Here is a 16,962-nt window from a genome sequence, read left to right as displayed (position 1 = left end):
CCCGCCACTTAGTTGTGCGCAATTGAATTGCGTGCTTTACTTCTGGGGTCGGGTCGGCCGAACGGGCCGCCGGTACACCACGTGAGAGGAATGGGTTTCGTCATGGACGCGCTCTACACCGCTGTCGCCACCTCCACCCACGGCCGCGAGGGCCGTGCCGTCTCCTCCGACGGCAGGCTCGACCTCCAGCTGGCCCCGCCGGTGGAGATGGGCGGCAACGGACAGGGCACCAACCCCGAGCAGCTCTTCGCCGCCGGGTACTCCGCCTGCTTCGCCAGCGCCCTGGGCCTGGTCGGCCGGCACGCCAAGGTCGACCTGAGCGAGGCGGCCGTCACCGCCGAGGTCGGCATCGGCAAGCAGGGCGAGGGCTTCGGGCTGGCCGTCACGCTCCGCGTCGAGCTGCCCGACACCGTGGACGAGGCGACCGGCCGCCAGCTCGTCGAGCAGGCCCACCAGGTCTGCCCCTACTCCAACGCCACCCGCGGCAACATCCAGGTCGACCTCGTCGTCGAGTAGCCGGCCGCACGGCGGCAGCGCGCGGAACGCCGTGTAGGCGCCGGCCCCCAGCAGCCACGGCCGCACCCCCGGCGGCCGGTGCCCGGCGGGCCGGTAGTGCCGGTACAGCGCACCCGCCCGCCGGAAGAAGACGCGCCGCCGGTGCGGGGGCAGACGCCGCGCATCGGCCGCCACCCCCACCACCACGGCGAACAGCTGGTCGAACAGCGCCCGCAGCCGCGCCGCCGACACCCGCTCGGCGCCGGCCTGGAACAGCACCGGTTCGACCTGGTCCAGCAGGTCGAACTGGTGCTCACCCGGAACGTCGAGCAGGCTCCCCGGCGACCGCACCACATGCCGTACGGCCACCGTCGGCAGCACCGCCACCCGCTCCGCCCGCACCGTGACCACCCCGCCCCATCCGAGGTCCGTGAAGTGGCCGCAAGGAAATGCGATTTGGTGGACCGCCAGGAATCCGCGGCGGTAGGCGGCGCTCCACACCGGCCGGTTCACGACCGTGAGCCACGGTGCCGCGTCGGGATGGAAGGTTCCTGCGGGGGCCGGGGGGAGGGCGACGAGCCGGGCGGCCGGCCGCTGGCCCGCCGCCCGGGCCGGCACCCGCTCGTGTGCGAAGTGCAGGACGTCCACCGGCCCGGTCTCCCGCAGCCCGGCGTCCAGTGCCGCCAGCGCCCCCGGTAGGAGGACGTCGTCCCCGTCCAGGAACAGCAGATAGGCGCCGCGGGCCGCACGCAGCCCGGTCGTGCGGGCCGCACCCAGGCCGGCCGTGGGCGGTGAGTACGCCGCCGTCACCCGGCGGTCCCGCTCGGCGTACCCGGCGGTGATGCCCGCCGCGGGAGCCTCCGGCTCGTCGCACACCGTGATCAGCTCGAGGTCGTCGAAGGACTGCGCCAGAACCGACTCCAGGGCCCGGGCCAGCCGGCCCTCGACCCCGTGCGAGGGAACGATGATGCTGAAACGGGGCATGTCGCTCTTTCCGTTTTCGTCATCCTTGCTCGGCGGGAGGCGCGCGCCCCGGGCCGTGGAGTTCGCGCCGGGCGGCTCGCCGCGGGCCGGTCGCCGAGCGGCCGGGCCGCCCGGACGGCCGCCAGGTGGACGGCCGCGTCGGGGTGGGCCGCGACGAGTTGCGGGGCATACGGACTCCCGGTAGGTGAAACGGTGGTCAGTGGCTTTCGGTGACGGGGAAGTGACCGGAAGGTTGCGGAATGGTGGCTGCCGGGGGGTTCGCCCGTGATGCCGCGGCCGGCGGCGCGGGTCGGCGCTCCTGCGGTGGCACGACCGGCGGGAGGTCCGCCTCGGTCTCCCCGAGCACGACACCGCGTACGACGCGCTCGGCGGCGCGGCCGTCGTCGTACGGGCACCAACGCGTAAAGGCGGACCGCAGCTGTGCCGAGCGGGAGCCCCGCCCGTGGCCGGTCGTGAAGACGGGCCGCGACCGACTCGGCGGTCAGCGGCGCACTGAGGGAGAAGGGCGTGTGCTCGTGCCGGCCGGGCGGGAAGGTGAGGGCCTCGCGGTCGAGGCACGCGCGCCGGTGCGCCCGCGTCCAGGCGGGCACCGGCGGGCCGGGGCGGAGCGGGCCGGTGAGGGGGAGGGCGGGCTCGCTCCGGACGGGCGCCCCGGTCCAGTCGGTGCGCGCGTGGTCGTAGGCGAGGAGGTCCGGCTCGCCGGTCTCCTTCAGGCGGTCGGCGATCGCGCGCAGGGCGTGCGGGGGCGGCGTTGCGGGCTGGGGCGGGGCCCCGGTTGGCCGGCAGGTGCACGGCCTGGACGCGCGGGTCGCGCGCCGCGTACTCGTCGAAGATCTCGCCGCAGGCGTCCGGCGAACGGCCGTCGACCGCGATCAGTTCCAGATCGGAGTACGACTGGCGGAGCACCGCGTCCAGGCACTCGTGCAGGTACGCCTGCACCTGGTACGCGGGGACGACGACACTGAACCTGGGCACGGGACATCCATGGGTCGGCGGGTCTGCGCGGGCGTTCTGCCCCGGGAACGGCCGATGGAGTGAATGGGTTACGTTCCGTAGTGCACGCGGGGGATTCCGCCGTGAACGCGAAGGGGCGGACCGTTGCCCGGCCCGCCCCGACGTCGTTGTCCCTGCCGCTACTTCACCGCGCCCGCCATCACGCCGGACACGAACTGCCGCTGGAACGCGAAGAAGACGGCGAGCGGGATCACCATCGAGATGAACGCGCCGGGCGCCAGCACGTCGATGTTGTTCCCGAACTGCCGCACCTGCGTCTGCAGCGCCACCGTGACGGGCTGGCTGCCGGAGTCGGTGAACACCAGCGCGACCAGCATGTCGTTCCACACCCACAGGAACTGGAAGATGCCCAGGCTCGCGATCGCCGGCCCGCCGAGCGGCATCACCACGCGGGCGAACAGCCGCAGTTCACCGGCGCCGTCCAGCCGGGCCGCCTCCAGCAGCTCGCGCGGGATCTCCGCGAAGAAGTTCCGCAGCAGGAACACCGCGAAGGGCAGACCGAAGCCGACGTGGAACAGGATCACGCCGAGCATCGAGCCGAACAGCCCCAGCGTGCCGAAGAGTTCGGCGATCGGGATGAGCGCCACCTGCACGGGGACGACCAGCAGGCCGACCACCCCCAGGAACCACCAGTCCCGGCCCGGGAACTCCATCCACGCGAAGGCGTACCCGGCGAGCGAGCCGATGACCACGACCAGCACGGTCGCCGGGACCGTGATCAGGACCGTGTTCACCAGGGAGTCGGTGATGTCGCCGTTGCTCAGCAGCTTGTCGTAGCTGTCGAGGGTCAGCCGGGCCGGCTCGGTGAACACCGTCCACCAGCCGCTCTCGTTCATGTCCGCCGGAGTGCGCAGGGAGGAGAGCAGCAGGCCGATGGTCGGCACCAGCCAGAACAGGCCGACGACGATCAGGAAGACGCGCACCAGCCCGCCGCTGACGCCCGCTGCCAGGCGCGCGCCGAGCGACGCCTTGCCCTGCACGGACTGGCTGGTCATCGCCGCACCTCCCGCCTGAGCCTGCGGATGTTGAACCACATCACCGGGATCACCAGCAGCAGCAGGAACACCGCGATGGCGCTCGCGACGCCCGGCTGGTCCTCCGAGAAGCCCTTGCGGTACAGCTCCAGGGCGAGCACGTTCGCGTCGTCCTGGGAGGAACCCGGGGCGATGATGAAGACCAGGTCGAAGATCTTCAGCACGTTGATCATCAGGGTGACGGTGACCACCGCAAGGACCGGCGCGAGCAGCGGCACGGTGACCCGTCTGAACACCTGCCACTCATTGGCCCCGTCGACGCGCGCCGCCTCCAGCAGCTCCCGCGGCACCCCCGCCAGCCCGGCGGCGATCAGCACCATCGCGAAGCCCGCCCACATCCAGATGTACGACCCGATGATGGCCGGTGTGACCAGCGACGGGCCGAGCCAGTCCAGGCCGTTGTACGGCTCCTTGAAGTTGTCGGCGGGCAGCCGCAGCAGGGCCCCGTCGGCGGCGGCCGGCAGGGCGAAGGTGCCGTCGTCCGCGGCCGTGGTCGAGGCGACGACCTTCCCGTCCTTGACCGCCTCGATCCGCATGCCGGGATAGCCCAGCTCGGACGGGTCGGGGGCGCCGAGGGTGCCGACGCCCTCGCCGCGCGTGAAGTCCTGCCAGGTCGTGCCGGTGACCTTGCCCGGGTCGGGCTTCGCCGCCACGGCCCGCGCGGCGCCGTCGGGCATCTGGTCGGGGGCGACACCCACCAGGGGCAGGGCGACCGGCTGCCCCAGGCGCACCGGCTCCTCGGTGACGAAGCCGCCCTTGTCCGCCGTCAGCGGCGACTCCCGCCCCGGGTGCGCCTTCGGGAACGCCGACGACTGGGCGAACGTGTCGTGCACGCCCACCCAGACCGCGTTCGCGACGCCCTTGTCCGGGTCCTGGTCGTAGACCAGGCGGAAGATGATGCCCGCCGCGAGCATCGAGATCGCCATCGGCATGAAGACGACCAGCTTGAACGCCGTGCCCCAGCGCACCCGTTCGGTCAGCACCGCGAAGATCAGCCCGAGCGCGGTCGCGACCGTCGGCGCGAACACCACCCAGATGATGTTGTTCTTCAGCGCCGTGCGGATGCCGTCGTCGGTGAACAGAGCCCGGTAGTTGTCGAATCCGGCGAAGCCGTCGCCGGACTGGTCGTAGAAGCTGCGAACGACCGAGTACCCGATCGGGTAGACCACGAGCGCGCCGAGCAGCACCAGGGCGGGCAGCAGGAACAGCGCCGCCACGGTCCTGCGGGTGCCGGTCACGCTCTTGCGACTCCGGGGAGGGGGCCCGGCCTTCGTCGGCGGGACCCCTGCCGTGGATGCCGACGCCATGGCCGGCTCAGTCTCCGTACGCCGCGGCCGCGTCGGCCTCCAGCTGTTCCTGGGTGCCCTTGATGTCCTCCGGGTTCTTCAGGAAGTCCTGCAGCGCCTTCCACTCACCCTTGCCGGGCGTGCCGCCGAAGGCCTGCGGGGCCTGGTCGGACATGTCGAAGCGGAAGTCGTCACCGGCCGCGACCAGCGACTTGGCCATCTCCTGCTGCACCGCGTTCGGGTACGCCGACGGGTCCACGTTCTTGTTCGGCGACAGGTAGCCGCCGAGCCCCGCCTGGATGGTCGCCGCGTCCGACGAGGCGAGGAAGGTGGCCAGCGCCTGCGCCGCCTTCGAGTCCTCGAGGATCACCGCCGCGTCACCGCCGGAGACGACCGGCTCGGTGTCCCCGACCTTCGGGAACGCGAACACCTTGGCGTCCGTGCCCACCTCCGCGTCCGTCTCCGCGATGTTCACCTGCACGAAGTCGCCCTCGAAGACCATGCCGGCCTTCGGCTGGTCGCCGCCGGTGAAGGTCTGCGTGACGGAGGCCGGGAACTCGGTCTGCAGCGCGCCGTTCGCGCCGCCCGCGATGTAGTCCGCCTTGCCCCAGATCTGGGCGAGCGTGGTGAGGGCCTCGGTGACGGACGGGTCGGTCCACTTGATCTCGTGCTTGGCCAGCTGGTCGTACTTCTCCGGGCCCGCCTGCGAGAGGTACACGTTCTCGAACCAGTCGGTCAGCGTCCAGCCGTCGGCGCCGCCCACGGAGAACGGGGTGACACCCGAGTCGTAGACCGTCTGCGCGGTGGTGAGCAGGTCCTCCCAGGTCTTCGGCTCCTCGGCGCCCGCGTTCTCGAAGACCTGCGCGTTGTACCAGATCAGGGACTTGTTGGCGGCCTTGTAGTACACGCCGTACTGCTTGCCGTCGACCTTGCCGAGGTCCTGCCAGCCTTGTGAGTAGTTCTTGCCCAGCTGCTCCTGGGCCTCCGCGCCGACCGGCTTGGCCCAGCCCTTCTCCACGGCCTGCTGGATGGCCCCGACCTGGGGGAGCATCGCGATGTCCGGCGGCGCCCCTCCCGCGATCTTCGAGCCGAGGAAGTTGATGATCGGGTCCTGCGCGGGCACGAAGGTCACCTTGGCGCCGGTCCGCTTCTCGAACTCCTGGAGCACCTTCTTGAAGTTGGCCTGCTCCGGGCCGGTCCAGACGGCGGCGACCTCCAGGGTCTCGCCGTCCAGCTTGGGGAGGGTGACGGTGGTGGCGGTCTCGTCCGTGCCGCCGCCGCCTTCGTTCCCGCTGTCGTCGTCGCCTCCGCAGGCGCTGAGCGAGAACGCCAGCGCTCCCGCCAGTACGGCCGCGGCGGCGCGGGTCCTGCGTGTCCGGGTGCGGCTGATGGTGATGCTGCTGTGCATTACGGCCCCGTTCTTCGTATCTCGTCGAACGTCCGAGCGCTGTCCCGTGGGACTGGTCTACGCCGGGTCTGTGGGGTCGGCAAGAGCGCCTGCCGTGTCAAGACGGTGATCGTGACCGCGTCGTGATGGTGGGGCCGAGGCTCGGGCGGGCCGGGGCGGCCTACAGCAGCGACGGCACCTGAGGGGCGGACACCTCCCGGGCCGCCCGCTCCAACGCGCTTGCCAGCAGTGCGAGATCGGTGGGTCCGTTGCCCAGTTCGCGGACCGGGCGGCGGGCGGGCGGGTCGCCCATCCGGTGCCACTCCAGTGGGACGACGGTCGGGCGCAGGGTCGCCGTACGCGGGATGCGCCCCGTGACCCGGCCGCCCTGGAAGGGCGTGATGCGTCCGTCGGGGTGGGTCAGACGGCCCCGGCCGGGCGCGGGTTCGTCGGGTCCCGGTGCGGGAGCGTCGAGGGCGACGCGCAGCGTGGCCCGTCGGACGGGTTCCGTCTCCGCGGTACGGCCGCCCGGTCCGGCGGCGGCCACCAGGTGCACGCCGAGCCGCTCGCCGTCGCGGGCCACCGTCTCCAGCGCGCGCATCACCGACCCGGCCGCCGGCCGGCCCGGGGAGCCCAGCGGGGGCGAGACCAGCGCGTCCAGGTCGTCGACGACCACGACGAGGCGGGGCAGCGGGGGCACGTCGTCCGTGGGGCGGCGCGGGGCGGCGGGCCGCAGGCGCAGGGTGGCACTGGGTGGGGTGTCCAGGTCGGCGGCGCCGCTCGCACCGGAGGCGGGTGCCGGGCGCTGGCTGACCATACGGCCCGACACCTCGCGTCCGGTGTGCCATTCGGTGAAGTCCGAGCGGCCGAGCAGCTCGGCGCGCCGCTTCAGCTCGGCCGTCAGGGACTGGGCGAACTCCCGCATGCGCACGGGGTCGTTGGCGAGCAGGTGCGTGGTGACGTGCGGGATGTCCAGGCAGAGGTACAGGCCGTCGCCGTGGCCGCTGCCCGCGCCCACACTGTCCCGGCCGTCCATCAGCGCCAGGCTCAGCCGGTCCGGCCGCTCGGCGGCGGCCAGCGAGGCCACGACGGCCCGCAGCAGCTCCGTGCGTCCGCTGCCGGGCGGACCTTCGACCAGCAGGTGCGGTCCGTCGGCGACGAAGTCCACGGCGACCGGGCCGCGGGGGCCGGCCCCGAGGACGGCGTGCGCCCGGCCGCCGAGGGCGTCGGTGTCGTCGGCGGCGTCGGCCCAACGGGCCATGAGCGAGGCGGGCGTGGCCCGGGCGAGGCCCAACTCGTCGAGCAGGCGGGCGGCCTGCGGGAGGGGGGCGCTGACGCGCGCGTGCCGGGTGCCGGTCGCGTCGGTGCGCAGGGGGGCGAGGGCCCGGGCGAACCGCTCGGCCCAGGCGGGGGAGACGGCGTCCACCGTGCCCACCGTGCCGTGACCGACGGGGGCGGGGTGGTCGGTGCCGGAGCGGGAGAGGGAACCGGCTCCCGCTCCGGTCCGGGCGACCCGGAGCAGGCGGAGTGCTGTCGCCACGTCGCCACTGAGCAGGGCGACGGCTCCGCACTCGCGGAACACGGGGGCCGTGGCGCAGGCCGCCTCGAAGGTGTCGGTGACCGGGGACGCCGGCGAGGCCGGGGCGGTCTCGGCGAGGCAGACGACGTGGATGCCGGCCCGCGGGCCTTCCAGGGCCAGCCGTGCCACGGCCTCGCGCAGCCCGGCACCGCCGGGGTCCCCGTCGACGACGAGGACGGTGTGCGGGCCGGAGAGGGAGGAGTGCGCGGCGCCGGCGGGCAGGTCGTCGTCGGAACGGGCCCAGGAGGGGTGGCGGGCCGCGCCGGCCGTGGCCGGGGCCGACACCCCGGCGCTCTTGGCATGCGGCTGGTCGGGCTCCCCGGTGCGCCCGGCGTGCGGCTGGTCGGGCGCGTGGGCGCTCATGACGTGAGGGTGGTTCGGCGTCCCAGCAGGGTCGGCGTGGCGCTGGTCCGGCTCCACGGTGGTCTCCGCCCGGTGTTGATCCGCCGTCGCCGCCGGTGCGGTGGCCTGCCCGGTGGTGCGGCGTCGCTCGGCGAGGTGGTCGTCCAGGCGGCGGAGGAGTTCGTCGGTGCGGGCCGCGGCCTGTTCGCGGTCGTGGGCGAGGAGCAGACGGCAGTCCTGGCCGTGGGCCGGGCGCAGGTGCGGGAGCCAGCCGAGCCAGGACCACTCGGCGGTGCGCTCCTCCAGGGAACGCGCGCGGTCCGTGCTGATCAGGACGATCTCCAGGGCGTCCGGCGAGTGCAGCGCGGCGAGCTGGGCCAGCACCGCGCGCGCGAGCCCGGCCAGGCGGGGGCGCGGACCCGCCAGCCCCAGGGCGCCGACCTCCCGCAGATCGGCGGTGACCGGAACGGCGGGCAGCAGCCCCGAACCGTCCGGCGCCACCCGGTCGGCCGTACCGAGCCGCACCGTGAGCGCTTCCGGATGCCCCGGCTCGCGCTCCCACAGCCGGGGCCCGGGGCCCAGCGCGGTCAGCAGCAGCGCGGCCGGGTCCGGCCACGCCTCCGGCGCGTCCGCGCGGACGGGCGGCTGCGCGCCTGCGTCGGCCGGCTCGTCGTCGTACGGCCCGTGTCCGGCCGTCTCCTGCTCGCCGCCGCGTCCACCGGCCAGCCGCCGCGCCCACGCCGTGAGCCCGCCCCGCCTGCGCACACCCGGCGGTACGTCGGTGCCGCGCAGCGGCGTGCCCTTGCGGCGGCCGGTCTGCGTGGCGGTGGGGTCGGCCGCGCCGACGCCCGCGCGTCCCCCGTGCGTCCCGTCTCCGGAGGGCGCGGCGGGTCCCGGCCCCGGATGCGGGCCCTGCGGACCGGCGTCGCGGGTCTCGATGCGGGGCGGGCCGCCCTGCTCGGGCACGAGGGGCGGCGCCACGGGCGGGTGTTCCCTGGCGCGGGGGTCGGGGCGGGCCGCGCCGGTGTGTCGGTCGTGCGGGGCCGCGCCCGGGTGTGCCGCTCGCGGGTGTTCCTCCTGGTCCGTACGCGCCGGGTGGTGGGCCGCGCCCGGCGCACCGGCCTCACGGTCCGTCCGGGCAGCACCCCGCCCCTCATCCGAACCCGGCTCCTCGGAACGGGCCGAACCGCCCCCCGGCGTCCCCCGTCCCGCGGCAGCCCCGTACGCGTGCCCCGTCCTCCCGGACGGCCCGCTCGCGCGCGCCCCCGACGACCCGGCCGCGGACGCCTCCCCGTCCGTCACCCCGACCCGCACGCACCCCTCCCCGTCCGGCGCGGTCCCCACCCGCCGGCCCGGCCCCCCGGCCGGCGCCAGCCGCAGGGTGGACTCCCCGATCCGCAGCAACGCCCCGGGCGTGAAGCGCACGGGACGGGTCCCCACGCGCGTGCCGTCGAGCGTCGTGCCGTTGGTGGAGTCGAGGTCGGCGACCGAGACGCGGCCGTCCGTGCCCAGGGTCACCGCGCAGTGCACGCGGGAGACGTCCGGGTCGTCGAGCGGGACGTCGGCCTCGGCGGAGCGGCCGACGCGGATCTCACCGCCGTGCAGCAGATGCACGCCGCCGGCGTCCGGCCCGGCGATCACGTCGAGGCGGGCCGGGGCGTCGTCCAGCTCGGGGTGAGGCTCGGGAGCGGCCGGGCCGCCCACCGCGAGCACGGCGCCGTCGAGCAGCGGCGGCTCGCCCAGGGTGCAGCGCTGCGGGTCGAGCCGCTCCGTACCGGCGTACAGCACGGCGGGCCCGGACGGGGTGTCGCCGGAGACCGCCGCGGCCAGCGCGGAGGCCACCGCGGACAGGGCCGTCCCGGCGGGCGCCGTGACCAGCACGTCGCGGCTCGCGACCCGGCCGCGCGGCGACGGCGGTCCCTGCTCGGGGGAAGCCGAGAGCTCGGGGGAGGGCAAGCCCAGCGGGTCTACGACGGTCAGCCGGATCTGCATCGCCGTCAGCGGTCCCTTCTGCGCGGGCGCGGAGTCCCCCACCCCGCACGAGCACGTCGGCCAGTACTGCACGCATCCTCGCACCTGCCGCTGACAACGCGCCCGCCGCTCGGGGACAAGTGATCTTGATTGGTCGGCTCTGCCCGTAAAAGTGCCTGCCGGGGAGGGCTCCCGCGACCGGTTGAGATCGGTCACGTCCACTTTCGGCAACCTCGAGACCGAGCCGTGCGTCTTTCCTTCGAACGCGTGCGGGATGGAGTACGGAGGACCCACAGCGAGACGACGGCCCCGTCCCGCCCGTGCGGCACTACAGTGGGTCGGACCATGCAAGCAAGCAGCAGGGAGCCATGACGTGCGGCCGGTAGGGAGCAAGTACCTCCTTGAGGAGCCGCTTGGACGCGGCGCCACAGGCACCGTCTGGCGCGCCCGCCAGCGGGAGACCGCGGGGGCCGAGGCGGCTGTGCCCGGGCAGCCCGGTGAGACGGTCGCGATCAAGGTCCTCAAGGAGGAGCTCGCGAGCGACCCCGACATCGTGATGCGGTTCCTGCGGGAGCGGTCCGTCCTGCTGCGCCTGACCCACCCGAACGTCGTCCGGGTCCGCGACCTGGTCGTCGAGGGCGATCTGCTGGCCCTGGTCATGGATCTCGTCAGCGGCCCCGACCTGCACCGTTACCTGCGCGAGAACGGCCCGTTCACGCCGGTCGCCGCCGCGCTGCTCACGGCGCAGATCGCCGACGCGCTGGCCGCCAGCCACGCCGACGGCGTCGTCCACCGCGACCTGAAACCGGCGAACGTCCTGCTCAGACAGGACGGCGGTCAGATGCACCCGATGCTGACCGACTTCGGCATCGCCCGCCTTGCCGACTCGCCCGGCCTCACCCGCACCCACGAGTTCGTGGGCACGCCCGCCTACGTCGCGCCGGAGTCCGCCGAGGGCCGCCCGCAGACCTCCGCCGTCGACATCTACGGCGCCGGCATCCTGCTGTACGAGCTGGTCACCGGCCGTCCTCCGTTCTCCGGCAGCTCCGCGCTGGAGGTTCTGCACCAGCACCTGAGCGCCGAGCCGCGCCGCCCTTCCACCGTCCCCGAGCCGCTGTGGACGGTCATAGAACGCTGTCTGCGCAAGAACCCCGGCGAGCGGCCCAGCGCCCAGAACCTCGCGCGCGGGCTGCGGGTCGTCGCCGAGGGCGTCGGCGTGCACGCGAATTCCGCGCAGATCGCCGCCGCCGAGGGCGTCGCCGCGCTCCTCGCACCCGACCCGGCTCCCGCGCCGGTCCCCGGGACGCCCGGCGCCTCCGACCCGACGCAGGTGCTGCCGCACGGCGCGCCCGGGTACGACCCGAACGCGGCGACCAGCGTGCTGCCGCACACCGGGGGCCCGGCCGGCGCCGCCGACCCCACCGCCGTACTGCCGAACACCGGCCCCCAGGGCGCCGACCCGACCCAGGTGCTGCCGCAGGGGCAGCAGCCCGAGCAGCCGCACCCCTGGCAGACCCAGTTGCGCGCCGCGCGCGACCGCAACGAGCAGACGCAGGTGCAGTACCTCGACCCCGACCAGGACCCGCTGCGCCGCCGCCCGCAGCGGCAGGTCGCGCGACCGCAGCAGCAGCCGCGGCCCCAGCAGCGCCCGCAGCAGCGTCCCCCGCAGGGACCGCCGCAGGGATACGGCTACCCCCAGCAGCAACAACCGCAGCAGTACGCCCCGCAGCGCCGGCAGCAGCCCCAGCAGCAGCCCCAGCGCTACGCCCCACCGCCCACGCCCGAGCCGCAGCGACCGGCGCGGGAACCGCGGCAGCGCAGCGCCAATCCGATGCGGATCCCGGGGCTGGGCTGTCTGAAGGGCTGCCTGTTCACCGTCGTCATCCTGTTCGTGGCCGGGTGGCTGATCTGGGAGCTGAGCCCGCTTCAGGAGTGGATCGGCACCGGCAAGGGCTACTGGGACCAGCTCACGGACTGGTTCGGCACCGTGACCAGTTGGATCGGGGAGCTGGGCGGGGACTCCGGAGGCACCGGGGGCACGTCCACCCAGTAGCGGGTGTGTTGATTTGTCGACACCCGGCGGGTGATTTCCGGCTCCGCGGTGAAGGTTGGCTCTCCGGACGCGTAGTTTTAGCGACAACACGCGTCTGTAGGAGCAGTCTTGGCACGGAAGATCGGCAGCCGGTACACCGCGCACCAGATCCTGGGGCGGGGCAGCGCCGGGACGGTGTGGCTGGGCGAGGGACCCGAGGGGCCCGTCGCCATCAAGCTGCTGCGGGAGGATCTGGCGTCCGACCAGGAGCTCGTCGGACGCTTCGTCCAGGAGCGGACGGCCCTGCTCGGCCTCGAACACCCCAACGTCGTCTCCGTCCGCGACCTGGTCGTGGACGGCAACGATCTCGCGCTGGTCATGGACCTGGTCCGGGGCACCGACCTGCGCACCCGGCTGGACCGGGAGCGGCGACTGGCGCCCGAGGCGGCGGTCGCGATCGCGGCGGACGTCGCGGAAGGGCTGGCGGCGGCGCACGCGGCGGGGGTCGTGCACCGGGACGTGAAGCCGGAGAACGTCCTGCTGGACATGCAGGGCCCGCTCGGACCCGGCGGCTCGCACCGCGCGCTGCTCACGGACTTCGGCATCGCCAAGCTGATCGACTCCCCACGCCGCACCCGTGCCACCAAGATCATCGGTACGCCGGACTACCTGGCCCCGGAGATCGTGGAGGGCCTCCCGCCCCGGGCCGCCGTGGACATCTACGCGCTGGCGACGCTGCTGTACGAGCTGCTCGCCGGTTTCACCCCGTTCGGCGGCGGCCACCCGGGCGCGGTCCTGCGCCGCCATGTCACGGAGACGGTCGTGCCCCTCCCCGGTATCCCGGAGGAGCTGTGGCAGCTGCTGGTGCAGTGCCTGGCCAAGGCGCCGGCGTCGCGGCTGCGGGCGTCCGAGCTCGCGGCGCGGCTGCGGGAGCAGCTGCCGACGTTGCGGGGGATGCCGCCGCTCGACGTGGACGAGCCGGACGCGGAGCCGGAGGAGGCGGCCGAGACGCCCGACGCCGGGGAGCCGCAGACCCCGGTACGGGCACGCCGCGGCGCGGTCCCGCTGGTCCCCGGCGCGAAGACGGACTCGAACCGCGACACCCACACGTCGATGAGGGTCCCGGCCCCCGACGAGCTGGCGGGTGGCGCCCGGGGCACCGCACGGGCCCCCCGCGCCGCGGGCGCTCCCCGCCCGGGCTCGGCCCGCCACCGCGCCGCCACCCGGCGCCGTCGGCTGATCATGGCCGGCGCGGCGGTCGCCCTGGCCGCGGCCGCGGGCACCGGCGCCTGGCTGGCCACGTCGGGCGAGGACGCCGCACCTGCGCAGGACACGAAGAACACGGCACCGGCGTCTCCGTGACCGACCCAGGGGCTTCGCCCCCTGCCCCCGCGCCCCGCTCGTTCACCTTCGGTCAACCGACGACCCCTCTCGGTCACCGTCCCGGCCCGCGGCACGGCCAAGGCCGGTTGCCACAGCCGTTACGCTGGAGGCGTGGCAGTCGTCGATGTATCCGAAGAGCTCAAGTCCCTCTCCTCGACCATGGAGTCGATCGAGGCCGTCCTGGACCTGGACAGGATGAGGGCAGACATCGCCGTGCTCGAGGAGCAGGCGGCCGCGCCGTCCCTGTGGGACAACCCGGACGAGGCGCAGAAGATCACCAGCAAGCTCTCCCACCTCCAGGCCGAGGTCAGGAAGGCGGAGGCGCTGCGCGGGCGGATCGACGATCTCGCGGTCCTGTTCGAGATCGCCGAGGAGGAGGACGACCCGGACACCCGCGCCGAGGCGGAGTCCGAGCTCGCCGCCGTCCGTAAGGCCCTCGACGAGATGGAGGTGCGGACGCTTCTCAGCGGTGAGTACGACGCCCGGGAAGCGCTCGTGAACATCCGCGCCGAGGCCGGTGGCGTCGACGCCGCCGACTTCGCCGAGCGGCTCCAGCGGATGTACCTGCGCTGGGCCGAGCAGCACGGCTACAAGACCGAGATCTACGAGACGTCGTACGCGGAGGAGGCGGGCATCAAGTCCACCACCTTCGCCGTGCAGGTGCCGTACGCCTACGGCACCCTCTCCGTCGAGCAGGGCACGCACCGTCTGGTGCGTATCTCGCCGTTCGACAACCAGGGCCGCCGCCAGACGTCCTTCGCCGGCGTCGAGGTGCTGCCCGTCGTCGAGCAGTCCGACCACGTCGAGATCGACGAGTCCGAGCTGCGCATCGACGTCTACCGGTCCTCCGGGCCCGGCGGTCAGGGCGTCAACACGACCGACTCCGCGGTGCGCATCACGCACATCCCGACCGGCATCGTCGTGTCCTGCCAGAACGAGCGCTCGCAGATCCAGAACAAGGCCACCGCCATGAACGTCCTCCAGGCCAAGCTGCTGGAGCGGCGCCGCCAGGAGGAACAGGCCAAGATGGACGCCCTCAAGGGCGACGGCGGCAACTCCTGGGGCAACCAGATGCGTTCGTACGTGCTGCACCCTTACCAGATGGTCAAGGACCTGCGCACCGAGCATGAAGTCGGCAACCCCGAGGCCGTGTTCAACGGTGAGATCGACGGGTTCCTGGAGGCCGGAATTCGCTGGCGCAAGCAGCGGGAGAAGTAACAGCAGCCCTTTGTCGACAAGGCAACTGCCGCCCGCCGGGCGGCAGTTGCCTTTTCCGCGCCCGGATGTCCGGGTTTTACATCACACTCACAGGCTTCAACCCCAGGCAAAGAACTCGTACCTGGACATCGCGCACGCAACGGCCTTGACGTTGTTTCGAAAAGTGGGAAGGGTGAAGCGTGGCATGCGTATCTCTGGGGCGCATGTGAACCGGGGGGCTTCACTGCAGCTACTCCCGTCGATCACGGCCCCGAACGCCGCCTCGATGACGATCAGCTACTGGGGGTAGCAAACACATGACCAACAAGACGCGCGTCCGTATCGCGCGGATCGCGGCCGGCGCCGTGATCGCGGCCGGAGCCTCGCTGACCGCCGCGGGCGCAGCCTCCGCCACCGAGGCCGAGGACTGCTTCGTCGGCATCCTGTGCGACGCGGACGCGGACAAGCCGGGGGACCCGGGGCCGGAACTGCCCACGGCCTCGCCCACCACCCCGACGGCCCCGCCCACCATCCCGACGAACTCGCCGACCGAGCCCACTGAGCCGACCGAGCCCACCGAGCCGACCGAGCCCACCGAGCCCACGGAGCCCTCCGAACCGTCCGAGCCGGGTGAGCCCTCCGAGCCCGGCAACGGCAATGGCGGTGGCAACGGCAACGGCGGTGGCAACGGCAACGGCGGCAACGGGAACGGCGGTGTCGGCGGTGGCGACAACACCGACCCCGACGGTGGCGCCTCCGCGCAGGACGACGGCTCTTCGTCCCTGACGGACACCGGTACGGAGATCCCGGCGGCCGACACCTCCGCCCAGGGCGGCGGCGACGAGCTCGCCGAGACGGGTGCCGCGCAGACCACGTTCCTGTTGATCGGCGCCGCGACGATGATCGCCGGCGGCGTCGGCTTCCGGGTGCTGCCGCGCCTGGTGAGCGGCCGTGGCGGTGCGGCTGCCTGACGGTAGCCGAACGTCATCGCCCGAGGGCCCGGAGTGACACACTCCGGGCCCTCGCGTGTGGGTCCGCGACCGTTACGCGGCCGGCTGCGTCGTCACGCGGTCTGGTGCGCGAGGAGCGCAACCGCCGCGATCAGCACCACGAGCAGGGCGATCAGCGCCATGGGGTTGAGGGCCGCGAAGGGGTTCTCCTGCTGCAGCCGCTCGCGGTTTGCCCGGCACACGGGGCATCGGCCCTGGTTCACGGGCGCGGCACAGTTCGCGCACACCAGCCGGTCGTACGTCATGTGCTCGCCTCCTTGCACCGGTACCAGTTCGTCGTGACAACGCCTGGAGGAACGCAAACGTTCCCCCTCCACTGTGCCAGGTTCCTCCGAGGGGCGCGCGGGTCGCTCGAAGAGGGGTGGTTCACATTGTCCCGCGGCCGCGGTACCGGTGCGACGCCCGTCCGTCGGGGACAAAAGCGCACAAGGAATGCGCAACCGCTACCGGTGCCTGCGCTTGCGCACCCGCTTCGCGTATGGTCACGCACATCTACCCCCGGCGACTCGTGGTGTATCCGTGATCCGATTCGACAACGTCTCCAAGGTCTACCCCAAGCAGACCCGCCCCGCTCTCAGGGATGTCTCCCTCGAGGTGGAGAAGGGCGAGTTCGTCTTCCTCGTGGGGTCCTCCGGCTCCGGAAAGTCCACCTTCCTGCGGCTGATCCTCCGCGAGGAGCGGTGCAGCCACGGCCAGGTGCACGTTCTGGGCAAGGACCTCGCCCGTCTCTCCAACTGGAAGGTGCCGCAGATGCGACGCCAGTTGGGGACGGTGTTCCAGGACTTCCGGCTGCTGCCGAACAAGACGGTCGGCGAGAACGTCGCCTTCGCGCAGGAGGTCATCGGCAAGTCGCGCGGCGAGATCCGCAAGTCCGTGCCGCAGGTGCTCGAACTGGTCGGGCTCGGCGGCAAGGAGGACCGGATGCCGGGCGAGCTGTCCGGCGGTGAGCAGCAGCGCGTCGCCATCGCGCGGGCCTTCGTCAACCGGCCCAAGCTGCTGATCGCCGACGAGCCGACCGGCAACCTCGACCCGCAGACCTCCGTCGGGATCATGAAGTTGCTCGACCGGATCAACCGGACGGGCACGACCGTGGTGATGGCCACCCACGACCAGAACATCGTGGACCAGATGCGCAAGCGCGTGATCGAGCTGGAAAAGGGCCGCCTCGTCCGCGACCAGGCCCGCGGCGTCTACGGCTACCAGCACTGAGACAGCAGCGAGATCCCGGAAAGGCTTGAAGCAGACGCC

Annotated in this window: 11 protein-coding genes and 2 pseudogenes; 6 read left to right on the top strand and 7 right to left on the bottom strand. The window is 73.2% G+C overall.

Translation table 11 applies throughout. The annotated features are described in order from the left end of the window. Positions 1 to 102 precede the first annotated feature (102 nt). Complete coding sequence (locus tag IPT68_RS14455) at positions 103 to 516, top strand: organic hydroperoxide resistance protein (protein WP_189699172.1); 414 nt, start codon at positions 103 to 105, stop codon at positions 514 to 516. Here the strand turns inward: IPT68_RS14455 and IPT68_RS14450 are convergent. The 6 genes and pseudogenes from IPT68_RS14450 to IPT68_RS14425 form a co-directional block, all read right to left on the bottom strand. Continuing rightward, a pseudogene (locus IPT68_RS14450) lies at positions 517 to 1,479 on the bottom strand (glycosyltransferase family 2 protein); the annotation flags it as partial. A gap of 413 nt (positions 1,480 to 1,892) precedes the next feature. After that, positions 1,893 to 2,454 (bottom strand): annotated as a pseudogene (locus tag IPT68_RS34045) (glycosyltransferase family 2 protein); the annotation flags it as partial. 158 nt (positions 2,455 to 2,612) lie between these two features. Next, the gene (locus IPT68_RS14440; RefSeq protein WP_189699171.1) at positions 2,613 to 3,488 is read right to left on the bottom strand and encodes a carbohydrate ABC transporter permease; all 876 of its coding nucleotides are present in this window, start codon (positions 3,486 to 3,488) and stop codon (positions 2,613 to 2,615) included. Next, positions 3,485 to 4,834 (bottom strand): carbohydrate ABC transporter permease, encoded by a 1,350-nt coding sequence (locus IPT68_RS14435; RefSeq protein WP_373300624.1) that lies wholly within the window; start codon positions 4,832 to 4,834, stop codon positions 3,485 to 3,487. The genes IPT68_RS14440 and IPT68_RS14435 overlap by 4 nt, the downstream gene beginning before the upstream one ends. A gap of 7 nt (positions 4,835 to 4,841) precedes the next feature. After that, on the bottom strand, positions 4,842 to 6,221 hold the full coding sequence (locus tag IPT68_RS14430) for an ABC transporter substrate-binding protein (protein WP_189699169.1): 1,380 nt from the start codon (positions 6,219 to 6,221) through the stop codon (positions 4,842 to 4,844). Positions 6,222 to 6,381: 160 nt separating this feature from the next. After that, positions 6,382 to 10,113: an FHA domain-containing protein gene (locus IPT68_RS14425; RefSeq protein WP_189699207.1), complete on the bottom strand. Its 3,732-nt coding sequence runs from the start codon at positions 10,111 to 10,113 to the stop codon at positions 6,382 to 6,384. A gap of 352 nt (positions 10,114 to 10,465) precedes the next feature. Here IPT68_RS14425 and IPT68_RS14420 point away from each other — a divergent pair, with 352 nt between their 5' ends. From IPT68_RS14420 to IPT68_RS14405, 4 genes are all read left to right on the top strand, one after another. Then, entirely contained in the window at positions 10,466 to 12,145 is a 1,680-nt protein-coding gene (locus IPT68_RS14420) for a serine/threonine-protein kinase (RefSeq protein WP_189699168.1), read from the top strand. 108 nt (positions 12,146 to 12,253) lie between these two features. Beyond that, positions 12,254 to 13,486: a serine/threonine-protein kinase gene (locus tag IPT68_RS14415; protein WP_189699167.1), complete on the top strand. Its 1,233-nt coding sequence runs from the start codon at positions 12,254 to 12,256 to the stop codon at positions 13,484 to 13,486. Between the two features lie 132 nt (positions 13,487 to 13,618). Then, positions 13,619 to 14,725, top strand: coding sequence for a peptide chain release factor 2 (gene prfB, locus IPT68_RS14410; RefSeq protein ID WP_189699166.1), 1,107 nt, complete (start codon positions 13,619 to 13,621; stop codon positions 14,723 to 14,725). 296 nt (positions 14,726 to 15,021) lie between these two features. Then, a complete protein-coding gene (locus IPT68_RS14405; protein WP_189699165.1) occupies positions 15,022 to 15,675 on the top strand; it encodes an LPXTG cell wall anchor domain-containing protein in 654 nt (217 codons plus the stop codon). Positions 15,676 to 15,767: 92 nt separating this feature from the next. Here IPT68_RS14405 and IPT68_RS14400 read toward each other — a convergent pair whose 3' ends face one another. After that, on the bottom strand, positions 15,768 to 15,959 hold the full coding sequence (locus tag IPT68_RS14400; RefSeq protein ID WP_189699164.1) for a hypothetical protein: 192 nt from the start codon (positions 15,957 to 15,959) through the stop codon (positions 15,768 to 15,770). 274 nt (positions 15,960 to 16,233) lie between these two features. Between IPT68_RS14400 and ftsE the strand changes: the two genes are divergently transcribed. Further along, positions 16,234 to 16,923 carry a cell division ATP-binding protein FtsE gene (ftsE, locus tag IPT68_RS14395; protein ID WP_189699163.1) on the top strand — a complete coding sequence of 230 codons (690 nt, stop codon included), beginning with the start codon at positions 16,234 to 16,236 and terminating at the stop codon, positions 16,921 to 16,923. Positions 16,924 to 16,962 lie beyond the last annotated feature (39 nt).

The organism is Streptomyces chromofuscus (assembly GCF_015160875.1).
In the GTDB taxonomy this organism is placed as follows: Bacteria; Actinomycetota; Actinomycetes; order Streptomycetales; family Streptomycetaceae; genus Streptomyces; species Streptomyces chromofuscus.
The sequence above is the reverse complement of the archived record's forward strand: the minus strand, read 5'-3'. Positions and strand labels throughout refer to the sequence as shown.